The sequence below is a fragment of the Brachybacterium paraconglomeratum genome, from assembly GCF_039541415.1.
GTDB lineage: Bacteria > Actinomycetota > Actinomycetes > Actinomycetales > Dermabacteraceae > Brachybacterium > Brachybacterium paraconglomeratum_A.
In genome coordinates this window covers 403638-419199 of sequence record NZ_BAABGE010000002.1, presented here as the reverse complement: position 1 = coordinate 419199, position 15562 = coordinate 403638, and the positions used below count along the sequence as shown (strand labels likewise).

The 15562-nt window shown below is 71.8% G+C and carries 18 protein-coding genes; 13 read left to right on the top strand and 5 right to left on the bottom strand.

The features are described 5' to 3' along the window. Nucleotides 1–75: 75 nt before the first annotated feature. Together ABD893_RS01840 and ABD893_RS01835 are read right to left on the bottom strand one after the other, a co-directional pair. On the bottom strand, nt 76–630 hold the full coding sequence (locus ABD893_RS01840; RefSeq protein ID WP_345075818.1) for a TetR/AcrR family transcriptional regulator: 555 nt from the start codon (nt 628–630) through the stop codon (nt 76–78). Nucleotides 631–664: 34 nt separating this feature from the next. Continuing rightward, on the bottom strand, nt 665–2167 hold the full coding sequence (locus ABD893_RS01835; protein WP_345075817.1) for an MFS transporter: 1503 nt from the start codon (nt 2165–2167) through the stop codon (nt 665–667). 246 nt (nt 2168–2413) lie between these two features. On the opposite strand from ABD893_RS01835, the gene ABD893_RS01830 reads away from it, so the two are divergent. The 4 genes from ABD893_RS01830 (at nt 2414) to larB (ending at nt 5753) form a co-directional block, all read left to right on the top strand. After that, nucleotides 2414–2599, top strand: coding sequence for a hypothetical protein (locus ABD893_RS01830; protein ID WP_345075816.1), 186 nt, complete (start codon nt 2414–2416; stop codon nt 2597–2599). A 118-nt stretch (nt 2600–2717) separates the two neighbouring features. After that, nucleotides 2718–4070, top strand: a complete 1353-nt coding sequence (locus tag ABD893_RS01825; protein ID WP_345075815.1) for a lactate racemase domain-containing protein — start codon at nt 2718–2720, stop codon at nt 4068–4070. Beyond that, complete coding sequence (gene larE, locus ABD893_RS01820) at nt 4067–5005, top strand: ATP-dependent sacrificial sulfur transferase LarE (protein ID WP_345075814.1); 939 nt, start codon at nt 4067–4069, stop codon at nt 5003–5005. Before ABD893_RS01825 ends, larE begins: the two co-directional genes overlap by 4 nt. Beyond that, the gene (larB, locus tag ABD893_RS01815; protein ID WP_345075813.1) at nt 4998–5753 is read left to right on the top strand and encodes a nickel pincer cofactor biosynthesis protein LarB; all 756 of its coding nucleotides are present in this window, start codon (nt 4998–5000) and stop codon (nt 5751–5753) included. Before larE ends, larB begins: the two co-directional genes overlap by 8 nt. Before the next feature lie 28 nt (nt 5754–5781). On the opposite strand, the gene ABD893_RS01810 is transcribed toward larB, so the two are convergent. Next, nucleotides 5782–6144, bottom strand: coding sequence for a type II toxin-antitoxin system death-on-curing family toxin (locus tag ABD893_RS01810; RefSeq protein WP_345075812.1), 363 nt, complete (start codon nt 6142–6144; stop codon nt 5782–5784). Next, entirely contained in the window at nt 6141–6344 is a 204-nt protein-coding gene (locus ABD893_RS01805) for a CopG family transcriptional regulator (RefSeq protein ID WP_345075811.1), read from the bottom strand. Before ABD893_RS01805 ends, ABD893_RS01810 begins: the two co-directional genes overlap by 4 nt. Nucleotides 6345–6456: 112 nt before the next feature. Between ABD893_RS01805 and ABD893_RS01800 the strand changes: the two genes are divergently transcribed. The 9 genes from ABD893_RS01800 to ABD893_RS01760 all read left to right on the top strand — a co-directional run bounded on the left by ABD893_RS01800 (nt 6457) and on the right by ABD893_RS01760 (nt 14543). Then, on the top strand, nt 6457–7086 hold the full coding sequence (locus tag ABD893_RS01800) for a TetR/AcrR family transcriptional regulator (protein ID WP_345075810.1): 630 nt from the start codon (nt 6457–6459) through the stop codon (nt 7084–7086). Then, nucleotides 7083–7445 carry a DMT family transporter gene (locus ABD893_RS01795; RefSeq protein WP_345075809.1) on the top strand — a complete coding sequence of 121 codons (363 nt, stop codon included), beginning with the start codon at nt 7083–7085 and terminating at the stop codon, nt 7443–7445. Before ABD893_RS01800 ends, ABD893_RS01795 begins: the two co-directional genes overlap by 4 nt. After that, on the top strand, nt 7442–7762 hold the full coding sequence (locus ABD893_RS01790) for a DMT family transporter (protein ID WP_345075807.1): 321 nt from the start codon (nt 7442–7444) through the stop codon (nt 7760–7762). Before ABD893_RS01795 ends, ABD893_RS01790 begins: the two co-directional genes overlap by 4 nt. Before the next feature lie 23 nt (nt 7763–7785). After that, complete coding sequence (locus ABD893_RS01785) at nt 7786–8553, top strand: DsbA family protein (protein WP_345075806.1); 768 nt, start codon at nt 7786–7788, stop codon at nt 8551–8553. Nucleotide 8554: 1 nt separating this feature from the next. Then, nucleotides 8555–9379 (top strand): cytochrome c biogenesis CcdA family protein, encoded by an 825-nt coding sequence (locus ABD893_RS01780; protein ID WP_345075805.1) that lies wholly within the window; start codon nt 8555–8557, stop codon nt 9377–9379. After that, the gene (locus ABD893_RS01775; protein WP_345075804.1) at nt 9376–10563 is read left to right on the top strand and encodes a hypothetical protein; all 1188 of its coding nucleotides are present in this window, start codon (nt 9376–9378) and stop codon (nt 10561–10563) included. Before ABD893_RS01780 ends, ABD893_RS01775 begins: the two co-directional genes overlap by 4 nt. A 197-nt stretch (nt 10564–10760) precedes the next feature. Next, nucleotides 10761–11765 carry a LacI family DNA-binding transcriptional regulator gene (locus tag ABD893_RS01770; protein WP_345075803.1) on the top strand — a complete coding sequence of 335 codons (1005 nt, stop codon included), beginning with the start codon at nt 10761–10763 and terminating at the stop codon, nt 11763–11765. A 70-nt stretch (nt 11766–11835) separates the two neighbouring features. Beyond that, on the top strand, nt 11836–13272 hold the full coding sequence (gene uxaC, locus ABD893_RS01765; RefSeq protein WP_345075802.1) for a glucuronate isomerase: 1437 nt from the start codon (nt 11836–11838) through the stop codon (nt 13270–13272). Beyond that, nucleotides 13272–14543: a mannitol dehydrogenase family protein gene (locus ABD893_RS01760; protein ID WP_345075801.1), complete on the top strand. Its 1272-nt coding sequence runs from the start codon at nt 13272–13274 to the stop codon at nt 14541–14543. The genes uxaC and ABD893_RS01760 overlap by 1 nt, the downstream gene beginning before the upstream one ends. Nucleotides 14544–14632: 89 nt before the next feature. On the opposite strand, the gene ABD893_RS01755 is transcribed toward ABD893_RS01760, so the two are convergent. Beyond that, nucleotides 14633–15544 (bottom strand): methyltransferase family protein, encoded by a 912-nt coding sequence (locus tag ABD893_RS01755; protein WP_345075800.1) that lies wholly within the window; start codon nt 15542–15544, stop codon nt 14633–14635. Between the last annotated feature and the right edge of the window lie 18 nt (nt 15545–15562).

Below are 15562 nucleotides of genomic sequence, written 5' to 3'. Positions count from 1 at the left end.
CGGAAGTACCGTTCCGCGGGGTGCGACCCCGACCTTCGGACGGTCCCTGGCCTCAGCTCTGCATCGAGCGCGGCGTCAGGGCGTCGCGAGGTCGAGCAGGGAGGCCTCGAGCCGCTCGCGGTCGCTGTCGTCGAGGATCGCGCCCCACAGCGGGGCGCTGATGCTCCCGTCGGACGCCGCGATCACCAGGCGCACCACGGCGGGATCGAGCCCGTCGGCATGGAGCTCCTCGCGCCACTGCGTCGCGTCCTGCTGGGCGAGCTCGGCGAGTCCCGGCTCGAACATGAGGTGGGAGGCCAGGGCGATGGAATCGCGCAGCCGGTGGACGTCGCCCGCGTCGGCGAAGCTCACACGGACGTAGGCGCGGGTGAGCCGGCCGGGGGAGGGGGGCTCCGTGGCCGCGCTCGCGTGGACCTGATCCCGGAACTGGGCCATGAGGTCGCTTGCCAGGGTGTGCAGGAGCGCCTCCTTGCTGGGGAAGTGGTAGAGCAGGCCCCCCTTGGAGATGCCCGCCTCGGCGGCGATCTCGGAGACCGGCACCGCCGTGCCCTTCCGGCCCACCAGGCGGATGGCGGTGTCGAGGATCAGTCGCCTGGTGTCCTCCGCGCTGCGCCCTGCTGTGCGTGCCATGGCTCCAGTCTCCCTGATCCTCGCCGCGCCCGCCTCAGCGGGCGGCGGAGGCGGTGGCCCGGGTGTCGGGGATGAGGGCGAAGGCGACGACCGCCGAGACCACCATGACCCCCGCGGCGATCAGCGTGGTCACCTGCATCGCGGAGACGAAGGCGTGCTCGGCGGCCGCGAGGGCGGCGGCGTGGTCGGCGAGGACGGCCGACGCCGAGGACAGCGAGTCCTGCGCCCTCGTCGCCGTCGCGCCGGTGACATCCGGGGGGAGCGTGAGGCCGGAGCGGTAGAGCACGGTCATGACGGATCCCAGCACGGCGATGCCGAGGGCCACGCCCAGCTCGTAGGCCGTCTCCGACACCGATGCGGCGGCCCCGGCCTTCGCCGGACGCACCGCGGAGACGACGGCGTCCACGCTGAGCGTCTCGGCGATCCCGATGCCGAGCCCCAGGGGGACGAGTGCGAGCAGCACCCAGCCCAGCTGTTCGCTGCTCTCGAGCACTGCGAGCAGGCCGAGCCCCGCCGCCCCCGTCAGCAGCGCGAGGGCGATCGCTCGGCCGCGGCCCAGTCGTGCGAGCAGGAATCCCACGAGCAGCACTGCCGCCATGGACGCGAGAGCGACGGGCAGCTGCGCGATGCCGGCCTGGAGCGGGCTGAGGTGGCGGGCCAGCTGCAGGTACTGGGAGAAGAAGAACAGCACGCCGCTGAGCGCGAAGACGGAGGTGAAGTTGACCAGCACCGCGCCGCTGAAGGCGGCGTTGCGGAACAGATCCACCTCGATCATGGGCGAGTCGACATGGCGCTGGCGGCGCACGAAGAGCACGCCCCCGAGGATCCCTGCGGCGATCGCGAGGAGGGTGCCGACGCCGGCGCTCCCGCCGGCGATCTGCTTGACGGTGAGGACGAACGGGATGATCGCCATCATCGACAGGGCGCTGGAGACGAGGTCGAAGCGTCCCGGCGAGGGGTTGCGGGACTCCGGCAGCAGCCACCCGCCGGCGATCAGCACCGCCGCGATGACGGGGAGGTTGATGAGGAACACCGAGCCCCACCAGAAGCTCTCCAGCAGCGCCCCGCCCACCACGGGGCCGAGGGCGATCCCGCTGGCCGCTGCGGCGGACCACAGCGCGATCGCCCGGGTCCGCTCGGCGGGGTCGGTGAAGATGCTGCGGATCAGCGACAGCGTCGAGGGCATGATCGTGGCCCCGGCGATCCCCAGCAGCAGCCGCGCGGCGATGAGCACCTCGGCCGACGGAGCGAACGCTGCGAGGACGGAGGCCGCCCCGAAGGCGGTCGCGCCGAGCAGCAGCAGCCGCTTGCGCCCGATGCGGTCCGCGAGGTTGCCCATCGTGACCAGCAGCCCTGCCAGGGCGAGGGAGTAGATGTCCCCGATCCACAGCACCTGGGTGGCCGTGGGGGAGAGATCCGCCGTGAGGGCGGGCACGGCGAGATAGAGCACCGTCGCGTCGATGGCGAGCAGCAGCACAGCCCCCACCAGGACGGCCAGGGCGGCCCAGCGGCGCCGGGGGCTCATCGTGTCGGTCATCGGTACTCCTCAGAACTGAACCGTCGCGTCGGTACAGTTTCAAGGTCGTCGTGAACGACGGTCAAGGCGGTGCGGCCCGCGCCACACTCCGTCCCGCACAGCCGAGCGTCCGAGGTACCCACCCGACGTCGAGCTCAGCTCCGCCCATCGGACGCGGACCCGGCGGCGTCGTCCGCCGAAAGTCGGTTCACCGGCCCCTGCGCTCCTTGCGATCCTGGCACCACCCGCAACGAGAGGAAGCAGACCATGACCGAGAGTTCGAGAAGGTTCATGACCATGGCGGCCATCGCCGGAGCGCTCATCGCGGGCGTGCTCGCCCTCGTGATGCTCCTCGGCGATCAGCCGCTCGTGGGTGCAGGTCTCGCGGTGATCGCGATCGCCTCGCTCGGCACGCTGCCCCTCGCACGCCGCGGCAATCGCGCCGGCAGCTGAGCGACGCCCGCCTCGGCGGAGAAGGTGCCCGCGCGGGGTGTCGAGCACGCCGGGAGCCCTCATGGCAACAGCCGGGCCCTCCTTGTCCTGGTCAGGCCCGACGGCGCATAGTGGAGCCATGAGCGAGCCGAATGCGACGACGCAGCCCACGATCCACCCGATCCCCGACGGGCTGGCCGAACGTGCCGCCCTCCTCGGCGGCCCGGGCGGTGCGCTCACCGACGAGCAGATCACCGGCTTCGTCGCCGAGCAGCTCGCCGAGCAGGATCTCGAGGGCAGGAGCGTCTGCCTGATCATCCCGGACGGCACCCGCTCCGTCCCGCTGCCGAAGGTGCTGCCCGCGATCCACGACGCGCTCTCCGGCCGCGCCAGCTCCGTCACGGTGCTCATCGCGCTGGGCACCCATGCCGCGATGGGCGAGGCGGCGATCGACACCCTGCTCGGCGCCACCGAGCGCGGGGCGAAGGCCACCTACCCCGAGTGGACCGTCCTCAACCACGCCTGGGACGACCCCACCCAGATCGCGGACCTCGGCGAGATCTCCGCCGAGCAGATCGCCGAGCTCACCGGCGGCCTGCTCACCGACATCCCGATGCGGGTGCAGATCAACAAGCTCGTGGTCGAGTCCGACGTCAACCTCATCGTCGGACCCGTCTTCCCGCACGAGGTGGTCGGCTTCTCCGGCGGCAACAAGTACTTCTTCCCCGGCTGCTCGGTGCACGACGTCATCGACATCTCCCACTGGGTGGGCGCGCTGATCACCGCCAGCCGCATCATCGGCACCCTCGGCATCACCCCCGTGCGCCAGCTGATCGACGCCGCGAGCGACCTGATCGACTCCACGAAGCTCGCCTTCACCATGGACGTCCTCTCCGGCGGCCAGGACCTCAACGCGATCGCCTTCGGCGACCCGCAGGCCGCCTGGGCCGCGATGGCGAAGATCTCCGCGCAGACCCACATCACCTACGTCGAGAAGCCCTACAAGCGGATCGTCGCCCTGGTGCCGGAGATGTACGACGACATGTGGACCGGTGCCAAGGGCTTCTACAAGTCCGAGCCCGTCTGCGCCGACGGCGGTGACGTGATCATCTACGCCCCCCACATCACCGAGGTCGCCGCGATGCACCCCGGCATCCGCGACATCGGCTATCACAACATCGAGTACTTCACCAAGCAGTGGGACCGGTTCAAGGACCACCCCTGGGGCGAGCTCGCCCACTCCACCCACGTGACGGGCCTGGGCACCTACGACCCCGAGACGGGGGAGGAGAAGCAGCGGGTCAACCGCTACTTCGCCACCTCGATCTCGAAGGAGGAGTGCGAGGTCTACAACGTGCTCCACATGGACCCCGCCTCCCTCGACATCGAGGCGCTGCGCAACGACCCCGACACCCTCGTCATCGACCACGCCGGCGAGGTGCTCTTCCGCCTCGCCTCCGAGCGCGATGGCGCGGCAGGGCAGGACAAGTGACCACCACCCACCAGCGCTCCGCCCCGTCGGCCCCCCGCTCGCTGTTCTCGCCCGGGCACCCCGGCTTCGAGGTCACCGCCATGACCCCGGACGCGCTCGAAGGTGAGGCGCTCGCGCTCGCCGACGCGGTCTCCGCCGAGCTCGCCGGCGTGCAGCGCCTCGGTGTCGCCTACTCCGGCGGCGTGGACTCCGCGACCCTGCTCGCCCTCGCCATCCGGGCGCTCGGCGCCGAGAACGTGGTCGCGCTGCTCGGCGTCTCCCCGTCCCTCGCCCGCCGCGAGCGACGCCTCGCCCACCAGGTCGCCGCGGTGATCGGGGCGGAAGTGGTCGAGGTCCACACCCACGAGGGCGAGAACCCCGAGTACCAGAAGAATGACGGCTCCCGCTGTTTCCACTGCAAGGACGAGCTGTTCACCCGCATCGGCGATGAGGTCGTGGAGGCGCAGCAGCTCGACGCGGTCGCCTATGGCGAGAACGCCGACGACGCCACCCGCCACGACCGCCCCGGCGCCGGCGCCGCCACCCGCCACCGGGTACTGCGCCCGCTGTCTGTCGTCGGCATGACGAAGCAGCAGGTCAGAGAGGTTGCGCGCGGCTTCTCGCTGCCGGTCGCGGACAAGCCCGCCGCGCCCTGCCTCGCCTCCCGGGTCCCCTTCGGCGAGGAGGTCACGCCCGAGAAGCTGCGCCAGATCGACGACCTCGAGGATGCGGTCTACGAGCAGGGCTTCAGTGACTGCCGGGTGCGCCACCACGGCGCCGTCGGCCGCATCGAGCTGCCCACCGGCGAGCTCGCCCGTGCCATGGAGCCGGGCATCCGCGCGGCCCTCGTGGCCGCCGGCAAGGAGACCGGCTTCCAGCACGTCACGATCGACCTCGACGGCATCCGCTCGGGCCTGTTCTCCCTCCAGATCGTGGGCAAGGGCGGGCGTGGCTGAGGCTGCTGCGGGCCCGCGCGACCCGGCGGCGGCCGACGGGCCAGCAGCGGCCGACGGGAAGATCGACGGCTTCCTCGACCTCGACCTCGACCGTGCCCGGCGCCGCGGGGCGCCCGAGGCGGTGCTGTGCGATGCCAAGAGCGTCCAGCAGGTCGCCGCGATCGCGGCGGAGTACGCGCGGCTGGACGCCGAGGGCCATGACGGGCTCGGGCCGGTGCTGTTCACCCGCGCCGATGCCGCGCGCGCCGAGGCGATCCTCGCCGCGCTGCCCGGGGCCTTCCATGACGCCGAGGCGCGGCTGCTGGCCTGGCCGTCCGCACCCCCGGAGCCGACGGGAGGCCTGGTCATCGTGGCCTGCGCCGGGACCAGCGACCTGCCGGTCGCCCGCGAGGCGGAGCTGACAGCCCGTTACCTCGGCCGCCCTACGCGGCTGATCGCCGACATCGGCATCGCGGGCTTGCATCGCCTGCAGTCGCGCCTGCCGGAGCTGCGCGAAGCGGCCTGCGTGGTCGTCGCCGCCGGCATGGACGGCGCGCTGCCCACGGTGGTCGCCGGGCAGATCAGTGCGCCCGTGGTCGCCCTGCCCACCTCCGTCGGCTACGGCGTCGCCAGCGGCGGGGTCACCGCCGCGCTCACCATGCTCTCGGCCTGCGCGCCCGGCATCGGCGTGGTCAACATCGACAACGGCTACGGTGCCGGACACCTCGCCGCCCAGATCGCGCGCTGGGCGCCGGCAGCGGGGGAGTGACGGGGAGGGTCCTGTCAGTGCCGCGCGGTCAGTGCCACTGCGCGAGCGACTCGGCGGTCTCCTGCACTGAGGAGGAGCCGGTGGCCACGGCGATCACCAGGTCATAGGCCCCGTCGTCCGGTGCCTCAAGTGCGATTCCGTTGATACCGTAGAACACCACGATCCCGAGCCACCCCAGCCGCTTGTTCCCATCGAGCAGCGAGTGGTTGCGGACCAGCGACTCCAGGAGCGCAGCGGCTTTCAGGTCGAGGGAGGGGTAGGCCTCTCGGCCCCAGAGGCTGGTCGCAGGGCGGTGGGCGGCTGACTCCAGCAGTCCGAGATCCCGCACCGGCCCTACTTTCAGGTCATCGATGAGGGAGAGCAGATCTTCCGTGCTGAGGAAGACGGTCACTGAGCGAGACGGTCGAGCAGGTCGGCGTACCGGGCCCGGCCCTGTGCGGAGAGCTCACCGACGAGCTGCTGGTGCCCTCGCCGGGCTGCAGCCTCGCGGATCGCGCGGACAGTCGCCTCCTGACGGCTGACCCCATCGTGTGCGGCCAGCTCGGCCAGGATCTGCTCATCAGCATCGGTCAGACGCAGTGTCATTGCCATGACCAAAATGGTATCACTGTGGTATCACCCTGGGCGAGGCTGTGGTGGTGTGGGACTCGACGGGGCGTCCGGCCCTTGCGTCACGTCACCATCCGATGGGTAAAGTAAGTGCATGGTGAGTACCGCGCCCGGGGCAGTCCGCCCTGCGCATCGCCCCTCTGCACGCGAGGCGATGCTTGACGCCGTCGAGGCGCACCTCGGCGCCGGTGGCACCCTGACCCTGGACTCCGCCGCCCGCGCCGCCGAGGTCAGCAAGCCCGGGCTGATGTACCACTTCGCCACCAAGGAGCGGCTGCTCACCGCCGTCCTGGACCGCATCACCGCCCGCTACGAGCGAGGGATGGTCGCGGCCCTGGACGCCTCAGTCTCGGGTGCTGCCGCCGGCGCCGTCGTCATCGATGACGTCATAGCTGACGACGTCTTCGCTGAGGCCTCTGCTGTTCAGCGCCATCTCGCCTATCTCGACTGGGCGGGTGAGGCGCAGCTCAGCCCTGCTGACCTGGTGATCTTCGCGGATCCGCGCCTCCGGGCCAGCCTCACCGAGCGCTGGCAGGAGCAGGTCGACCGCTGGCTCCACGTTCCCGCGGGAACGCCTGCGGGCCTGCGCCCGCGGCTGCTGGCCGTACGGCTGCTGGCCGACGGGCTCTGGTTCGACCGTGCCAGCGGACTGCTCGCGACATCCGCTGCGGAGGCTGTGAGCCTTCGTGCCCTCGCCGCTGCACTGCTGGACGGTGAGGCATGAGTGCCTGGGTGCTGCTGCTCGGGGCGATCTTCACCGAGGTGACCGCGACCCTCTCCCTCAAGGGCGCGCTGGATCATCCCGCGCTGTATGTGGTGGTCGTACTCGGCTACGCGGCCTCGTTCGTCTTCCTGGCGATGGTGCTGCGCCGCGGGATGGCCCTCGGTGTGGCGTACGGGATCTGGGCCGCGTGCGGCGTGGTGCTCACCGCGATCCTCTCCGCGTTTCTGTTCGGGGAGGCGTTCACCGCGCTGAAGGCCAGCGGCATCGTGCTGATCGCCGCCGGGGTCGCGTTCGTGGAGCTCGGCGCCCAGCGGGCCCGTCGTTCCGAGGCCATGACGTCAGCAGAGGCGGTCGTATGAGCTGGCTGCTGCTGTGCGGAGCGGTCGTCTCCGAGGTCGCCTCCACCCTCTCCCTCCGCATCGCCACCGGGGGCCGACGGGCCTGGTACCTCCCGGTGATCATCGGGTACGTCATCGCCTTCACGCTGCTCTCCGGCGCGCTGCAGGCGGGGATGCCGCTCGGGGTGGCCTACGGGGTGTGGGCCGCCGCGGGGATCGTGCTCACCGCCCTGCTCTCCCGGGTGCTGTTCCGCGAGGCGCTCACTCCGCTGATGCTCGCCGGGATGGGGCTGATCGCGGCCGGGGTGCTGCTGGTCGAGCTCGGCGGTGCGGGATGACGGGTTCCGAGATATCGGGTCCGGTGGCGGGGAGCCAGCTCCCGGGCCGTCAGCCCCGCACGCGACGGCGCCTCGCGGTCCCGGTCGCGATCATCGCCGTGACCGCGCTGCTGATCGCCGCGGTGCTCTGGCTCGCCCCGGGGGAGGGCGAGGACCGGAGCGCCACCGGCCCGTCGGCCGCAACGGAGGCGGACGCGGCAGTGTCTCTTCCGCACCCCTCCGAGGTGGCGCTGCCCGATCTCTCCACCGCGGAGTCCCGCGAGGCGGGCGATCTGCTGGCCGAGGGGCCGGTTGAGGCGCCTGTGGTGATGGTCGTCTTCACCGACTACCAGTGCCCTTACTGCGCCCGCTGGACCCACGAGACCCTGCCGGAGCTGCGAGAATATGTGGAGCGCGGAGAGCTCCGCATCGAATGGCGGGACGTGAACGTCTACGGAGAGAACTCCGAGCGCGCAGCCCGCGCCGCTCTCGCCGCGGCGATGCAGGGCGAGCATGCCGAATACCAGCAGGCCCTGTTCGACGACGGCGAGATCCGCTCCTCTGCCCAGCTCGACGAGGAGGCGCTGATCGCGCTCGCCGAGGAGCTGGGCCTGGACACCGGGCAGTTCACCGAGGACCTCCGCTCCGAGCAGGTTGCCCGCACCATCGCGGACCACGCCGCCCAGGGCATCGAGCTGGGCGCCGTGACCACCCCGTCGTTCGTCATCGGCGGCACCCCGAGCGTCGGCGCCCAGCCCACCGCGCACTTCCGGGCCGCCATCGATGACGCTCTCGAACAGGCGGGGGCCTGACATGGAGATCTCCCTCCTCGCGGCATTCCTCGGCGGCGCCCTCGCCCTGCTCAGCCCCTGCGGGGCGCTGCTGCTGCCCGGCTACTTCGCCTCCTCGCTGACCAGCCGCTCCGGGGTGCTGCTGCATGGCGCGGTGTTCTTCCTCGGTCTCGTGCTCACCCTGGTCCCGCTCGGCATCGGCGCCGGCATCGTGGGCACCCTGTTCGTGGCCCACCGCAGCACCCTGATCGCGGGCACCTCTCTGGTGCTGATCGTGCTCGGGGTGCTCCACCTGCTCGGCATCGGCGTGGATCCGGTGCGCTTCGTCCCGGGGCTGGGCCGCGCGCAGCAGGCCTCCGCCCGCGGGAGCGGACTGCCCCGCACCCTGCTGCTCGGCGCCGTGGGCGGGATCGCCGGATTCTGCGCCGGACCGATCCTCGGCGCGGTGCTCACCCTCGCGGTGGGGCAGGGGAGTGTGGTCCTCGCGGCCGTGCTGCTGGCCGTCTACGGGGCGGGGATGGTGGTGCCGCTGATGCTGCTCGCCACGCTCTGGCGGCGGCTCGGCGCTCGCTCCCGCGCCCTGCTGCGGGGCCGCGAGTTCACGGTCGCCGGCCGTCGCCTGCACACCACCACCGCCCTCACCGGAGTGCTGATCATCGCCGTCGGGATCCTGTTCTGGGCCACCAACGGACTGGTGACCATGCCTTCCCTGGTCCCCACCGGCATCCTCGCGCGCTGGCAGGAGAACCTTGCCCTGCTCAGCGGCACCGGGGTGCAGATCCTGCTGATCCTGCTCGCCGGCGCCCTGGCCCTGGCCCTGTGGTGGCGAGCGGAGCGACGCCGATGAGACGCCGCACCCTGCTGCTCGGCCTCCCGGTCGGCGCCCTCGCCGCCTGTGAGGCGAAGGCCCCGGAGCCCACCAGTGCGCCTAGGCCGTCCTCGCAGCCGCTGGTCGACCCCACGCCCGTCGTGCTGAACCGGCCCGCCGAGACGGTGGACCCCAGCACGCTCCGCCTCACCCTCGAGATGGACGTGATGATCGTGGTCGACCCCGGCTGGAACACCGCGCCCCAGGAGCTGGGCGGGATCTTCCTGGGCCTCGACGACAGCGGCGAGACGCTCCGCTTCACCGCCGTCGACGAGGACGGCACCGCCCTGTGGTCCGCGCAGCGACCCCACGGCCAGGCGGGCGTCGCCCTCTCCCGCACGGCGGAGGGGCGCGACATCGCCGTGCTCACCGCGCCGGCCCCCGACCAGGCGAGCGGACTCACCGCGACCTGCTACGACCTGTCCACCGCCGAGCGCCTATGGGGCCCGCTAGAGGTGCCCGGACCGCTGCACGGACCCGGGCTGCTGTGCGTCTCGCCCGCGGGGCGGCGCGCGGTGCTGTCCGCCGGGACCGGAGACGTGCTGCTGCGCGAGGAGGACCTCGAGGACGGGTCGCTGCTGGCCGAGCACCTCGGCACAGTGCTGCTCACCGAGGGCGACCAGCTGGTGGCGCGCAGCGGCGAGGAGCTCCCCGAGCGCTGGCGCCTGCCGCTGCCGGACGGCGCGGACCCGTCGGCCGCACAGATCCTCGGCCGGATCGAGACCACCACCGGTCTCGCCGTGCTCGGCGAAGGCCAGGGTGCCGGGATCCTGCTGGACCTCGCCGAAGGGCGGATCATCACCGACGGCGTGCGCGCCGCCGCCCACGACCACGGCCTGGACGTCACGGTCGTCGCCGACGGGAGCACGGTGCGGGGGCTGGATCGGGACGGCCAGGAGAGGTGGCGGCACCAGGACCCTGAGGACCTGGTCTTCCTCACCGCGGGGGAGCGGCTCGCCTACGCCCAGCGTCCCCAGGAGGGCACCCTGGTGGTGCTCGACACCTCCCAGGGCCTGCTGGTCAATCCCTTCGACGCCGACCGCACCGGCCCGCTCGCGGTGCCCGAGCTGTTCTCCGCCGCCGCCGCCACCTCCGTCTATGTCGAGCAGAAGCGGTATCTGGTGACCACGACCCTGGACCAGGCCTACGGCATGCGCAACTGAAAGGACAGCTCGGAGCCGAGCAGGGGGGCGGTCCCGGGAACCGCCCCACCGCCGCCCGGTTGCCGCGGGTTGCCCCTGGTCGGGGTAGCATCGACCGGCAAGGACAACGCGCATGTGCCCCGCTTCGAGCACGGTCGGGGCCAGGGCGCGCCGCAGCAGATGGGCAACGCCGAGCAGGCGAGGACGGAGCCGGCCAGGTGGCGGACAAGCGTGTGACGATCTACGACGTCGCGAAAACAGCAGGCGTCGCCCCGTCCACGGTATCGCGTGCCTTCTCGAGGCCCGGCCGGGTCAGCGCCGCCACCCACGCCACGGTGATGAACGCCGCCAAGGAGCTGGGCTATCGCACCAGCGCCCCCGCCGCCCAGGAGCGCGGTCACCGCCACCACCGCCTCGGCATCGAGGTCCCCGACCTCACCAACCCCTACTTCGCCGAGCTCGTCTCCGGGATGCAGGAGGCCGCCCACGAGCAGGAGTTCCTGCTGCTCCTGCTCGATACCGTGGAGGACGAGGCGCGTGAGCGCACCAGCCTCGAGAGCGCCGTGAACGTGGTCGACGGGATCGTGCTCGCCGGCACCCGCCTCTCCGACGCGACCCTCAATCACCTCACCAAGCGCATCCCCGTGGTGGTGCTGAACCGCCGCGTCGCCGGCCTGGACTCGGTCACCCCGGACTACGAGCACGGGATGGGCCAGGCCATGGCGCACCTCGCCGAGAACGGCACCCGCACCGTCACCTATGTCGCCGGCCCCGTGAACTCCTGGTCCGACGGAGAGCGCTGGCGGGCAGCCCGCGTCGCCGCGCGTCAGCACGGGCTGCAGGTGCAGCGCCACGGCCCCTTCGCCCCCACCACGACCGGCGGCGAGCAGGCCTTCGAGGAGCTGCGCGACTCCCTTCCCCACGCGGTGATCTGCTACAACGACCTGGTCGCCTTCGGCTTCCTGGTCTCCGCGCTGCGCGCGGGGATCAGGGTCCCCGGCCAGCTGTCGGTGATGGGGCATGACGACATCCAGCTCTCCCGCCTCGTCGGCGGTGGGCTCACCACTGTGGTCAGCCCCAAGCGGGCGCAGGGCCGCGCTGCGGTGGAGCGCCTGGTGCGCCGGATCGAGAATCCCTCGGCCCACCGCACCCCGGTCGAGGGCTCTCTGCCGGTGCGGCTGGTGCCGCGCGGCACCACGGGGCCCCGCGAAGCGGGCAGCTGAGGCTCCTGCGACCAGCGGCAACCGATGACAATGTCCAGCAGGACTTGCGCGGCCTTGCGAGGATGGCCGCATGAGCAACGACGCCTTCGTCCCGCACCCTGACAGACTCTTCCCCGCCGACCCCGCCGTGCGCGAGATCGCCCGCGGGCTCTACGAGCTCGCGAAGGACCAGCCGATCGTCTCGCCCCACGGCCATGTCGACCCTCGACTGCTCCTGGACAACGAGCCGTGGCGCGACCCGACCTCGCTGTTCATCACCCCTGACCACTACGTCAACCGCCTGATGCACGCCCGCGGCGTGGACCTCGCGGACCTCGGCGTGGGCCAGGGCCCGCTGGATGAGGCCGCCTCCCGCAAGGCCTGGAGCCTGCTGGCCGAGCACTGGCACGCCTACGCCGGCACTCCTTCCCGCTACTGGATGGAGCACGTCTTCTACGAGGTCTTCGGCCTCGAGACGGTGCTGAACCCGCGCACCGCCGAGGCGATGTACGACGAGATCGCCGAGAAGCTCACCCGTCCGGAGTTCCGTCCCCGCGCCCTGTTCGAGCAGTTCAAGATCACGGTCATGGCAACCACCGACGACCCCATCGACGACCTCGCCCCGCATGCCGCGCTCGCTGCGGATGAGGACTTCACCGGCCGGGTCATCCCCACCTTCCGCCCGGACAAGTACCTCGAGGCCGGCCGTCCCGACTTCCCGATCCTCACCGATGCTCTCGGTGAGGCGGCCGGGGTCGACGTCGCCACCTACGACGGCTACCACGAGGCGATGCGCACCCGCCGCCTCTACTTCCGCGACCACGGCGCAGTCTCCTCCGACCACGCCCACATCGACCCGGGCACCGCCCGCCTCAGCGATGAGGACGCCCGCCGCCTCTACGCCGCCGCCCGCGCCGGCGACATCGGCGCCGACGACGCCGTGGCCCTGCGCCGCCACCTGCTCGGAGACCAGGCCCGCCTGGCCGCCGATGACGGTCTGGTCATGACCATCCATCCGGCCGTGCTGCGCAACCACAGCGATGCGATGTTCGAGAAGTTCGGCGCGGACGTCGGCTTCGACATCCCGGTCGCGGTGGATTACGTCCACCATGTCCGCCCGATGCTCAACGATGTGGGTCACCACCCGAACTTCCGCGTCGTGCTGTTCACGATCGATGAGACGGTGCTCTCCCGCGAGATCGCTCCGCTGGCCGGCGTGTACCCCTCCGTGTTCGCCGGTGCGCCGTGGTGGTTCATCGACTCGCCCGACGCGATCCTCCGCTACCGCCGCTCCGTCTCCGAGACCCTCGGCTACTCGCGGACCAGCGGCTTCATCGACGACACCCGCGCGTTCTGCTCGATCCCGGCACGGCATGACATGTCCCGCCGCCTCGATGCGACGCACCTCGCAGGGTTGGTCGCCGAGCACCGGATGCGTCTCGAGGACGCTCAGGAGCTCGTGGCCACCCTGCCCGATCAGCAGCCGCGCGAGGTCTTCCGCCTCGGCGCTGCAGGAGAGAAGAACTGATGAGCACTCCCAGCCCCTCGGACGTGGGCCGTCTGGTCCATCTCGGCATCGGCAATTTCGCCCGCTCCCACACCCTGTTCAGCACCGACGTGGCCGGTGGCTGGTCCGTGGTGGCCTTCACCGGCCGCTCGGCCACCATGGCTGACGCGCTGAACGCCCAGGGCGGCAGGTACGGCCTGATCGTCCGCGGCCCGGAGCAGGATGAGGTCAGCATCGTCGACGTCATCGACGAGGTGTTCCCCGCCTCCGACGTCGATGCCCTGGTGCGCCTGCTCGCCGACCCCTTCACCGCGGTGGTCACCCTGACCATCACCGAGAAGGGCTACGCCGCCGGCAGTGATCCCGCGACCTCCGCCCCCGCCCGCATCGCGCTCGGCCTGAAGGCCCGCCGCGAGGCCGGAGTCACCGAGCCGATCGCCCTGGTCTCCTGCGACAACCTCACCGGCAACGGCGAGGTGCTGGGCCAGGCGGTCCTCGCCGAGCTCGACGAGGAGACCAAGGCCTGGTTCCCGGACCACGTCGATGTCATCTCCTCGATGGTCGACCGGATCACCCCCTCCGCCGACGACAACGCCTCCGAGACCGTGCGCGCCCAGACCGGCCTGGATGACAGCGTCCCGGTGGTCACCGAGCCCTTCACCGAGTGGGTCATCGAGGACCGCTTCCGCGGCCGTCGCCCCGAGTGGGAGAAGGCCGGCGTGCAGTTCACCGACGACATCGAGGTGCACGAGCTGCGCAAGCTGCGCCTGCTCAACGGTGCCCACACCCTGATGGCCTATGCCGGTCAGGTCGCGGGCGTGGAGCGCGTGGACGAGGCCATCTCGCACCGCGAGGTGCGGGCGCTGGTCGAGCAGCTGTGGGCCGAGGCCCGCTCGACCCTGCCGCTGCCGGATCACGAGCTCGACGCCTACACCTCTGCTCTCGAGGACCGCTTCCGCAACCCGCGTCTCGCGGACAACCTGATCCGCATCGCGGCAGACGGCTCCGTGAAGCTTCCCGTGCGCGCCCTGCCCGTGATCGCCGAGCGCGGCGGTCCGGACAAGGCTCCCGGTGAGGTCGCGGCCGTCGCCGCCTGGACCGCCTGGGTCACCGACCGTGTGCGCGGCGGGAACGAGGTCCAGGACCCGAAGGCTGCTCAGATCGCGACCGCTGCGGCGATCGAGGACGCGACCGAACGGGTCACCGCTCTGCTGGCACTGATCGATGTGCCCGCCGGCGACCCCCTGGTCGCCGCGGTCGTCGCCGAGGAGACGCGCCTGCCGCGTCCCTGACAGCGCCTGCCACCACCCTCAGGGCCGTTGCTGCCCAGTGATGAGCGCGTGAGAACCTTCGTGGTCCTCACGCGCTCATCACGTGCGGGTCACAGCCGCGGCACCCAGCAGCGCACCCGCGCGCTGTATCGCGCATAGTCCTCGCGGAAGCGCGCGGCGAGATCCCGCTCCTCCTCCGGGCGGACCAGCAGATGCCACAGCACCCCGCCGGCCAGCGAGTAGAAGATCACCAGCCAGGACGCCCCGAGCAGGCCGACGGCGACGCCCTGCGCGATCCCGGCGACCGCCATCGGGTTCCGCACCCACCGGTACGGTCCCGCGATCACCAGCTCGTTCGCCATCGCGCCGGGCAGCGGGGTGCCCCGGCCGAGGCGCGCCATGGTCACCGCCGAGGCGACTCCGAGCAGGCTCGCGGCGAGCAGCAGCGCCGCTCCGGCGATCACCGTGGCCAGGCGGGCTGCGTCCGGGAGCGTCGCGTCCACCTGCCAGCGCCGCTCGAGCCAGATCATCGGCAGCGGCAGCACCACCAGGAACAGCGTCCAGAACGCCATCATCTGGAGCAGGGTCGCCACCAGCGGCGCACTCCCCTCGACCCGGCGCGCAGGCCGGAAGGCGAGCGGGCCCACGAGGAATGTCTGGATCGGGATCCGGCCCCAGAGCACCAGCATTCCCGCGAGAACCGACCCGGCCGAGGCGGCGATCATCGCCACCGCTCCCCATCCGGCTGTCCCGGTGAGCGTCGCATAGAGCACCATCCCCGCGGTGACCAGCAGGGTCCAGGGCACCACGACCCAGGTCGCACGGCGCACCCCGAGCGCCACCAGGGCGGAGGCCAGCACGAACAGGGGGATGTCGAGCGCCCCGACCAGCAGCGGGTTCAGGCTCCCCAGGGTCGCCGCGGCCACGGCCGGGACCGTGGACACGAGCACCCACCAGAGCGCTCCCGCGACGGCCTGCAGCGCGAAATAGGCGCGGCCGGTGGCGCGGGTCAGCAGAGGCATGATCCGGTCAGGGTATCC

Coding starts and splice junctions, on each gene's coding strand:
- ABD893_RS01805 (WP_345075811.1), bottom strand. CDS start 6,344: ATGGCAATGACACTGCGTCTGACCGATGCTGATGAGCAGATCCTGGCC.
- ABD893_RS01835 (WP_345075817.1), bottom strand. CDS start 2,167: ATGACCGACACGATGAGCCCCCGGCGCCGCTGGGCCGCCCTGGCCGTC.
- ABD893_RS01780 (WP_345075805.1), top strand. CDS start 8,555: ATGGAGATCTCCCTCCTCGCGGCATTCCTCGGCGGCGCCCTCGCCCTG.
- ABD893_RS01830 (WP_345075816.1), top strand. CDS start 2,414: ATGACCGAGAGTTCGAGAAGGTTCATGACCATGGCGGCCATCGCCGGA.
- ABD893_RS01790 (WP_345075807.1), top strand. CDS start 7,442: ATGAGCTGGCTGCTGCTGTGCGGAGCGGTCGTCTCCGAGGTCGCCTCC.
- ABD893_RS01755 (WP_345075800.1), bottom strand. CDS start 15,544: ATGCCTCTGCTGACCCGCGCCACCGGCCGCGCCTATTTCGCGCTGCAG.
- ABD893_RS01775 (WP_345075804.1), top strand. CDS start 9,376: ATGAGACGCCGCACCCTGCTGCTCGGCCTCCCGGTCGGCGCCCTCGCC.
- ABD893_RS01825 (WP_345075815.1), top strand. CDS start 2,718: ATGAGCGAGCCGAATGCGACGACGCAGCCCACGATCCACCCGATCCCC.
- ABD893_RS01760 (WP_345075801.1), top strand. CDS start 13,272: ATGAGCACTCCCAGCCCCTCGGACGTGGGCCGTCTGGTCCATCTCGGC.
- ABD893_RS01795 (WP_345075809.1), top strand. CDS start 7,083: ATGAGTGCCTGGGTGCTGCTGCTCGGGGCGATCTTCACCGAGGTGACC.
- uxaC (WP_345075802.1), top strand. CDS start 11,836: ATGAGCAACGACGCCTTCGTCCCGCACCCTGACAGACTCTTCCCCGCC.
- ABD893_RS01840 (WP_345075818.1), bottom strand. CDS start 630: ATGGCACGCACAGCAGGGCGCAGCGCGGAGGACACCAGGCGACTGATC.
- ABD893_RS01800 (WP_345075810.1), top strand. CDS start 6,457: ATGGTGAGTACCGCGCCCGGGGCAGTCCGCCCTGCGCATCGCCCCTCT.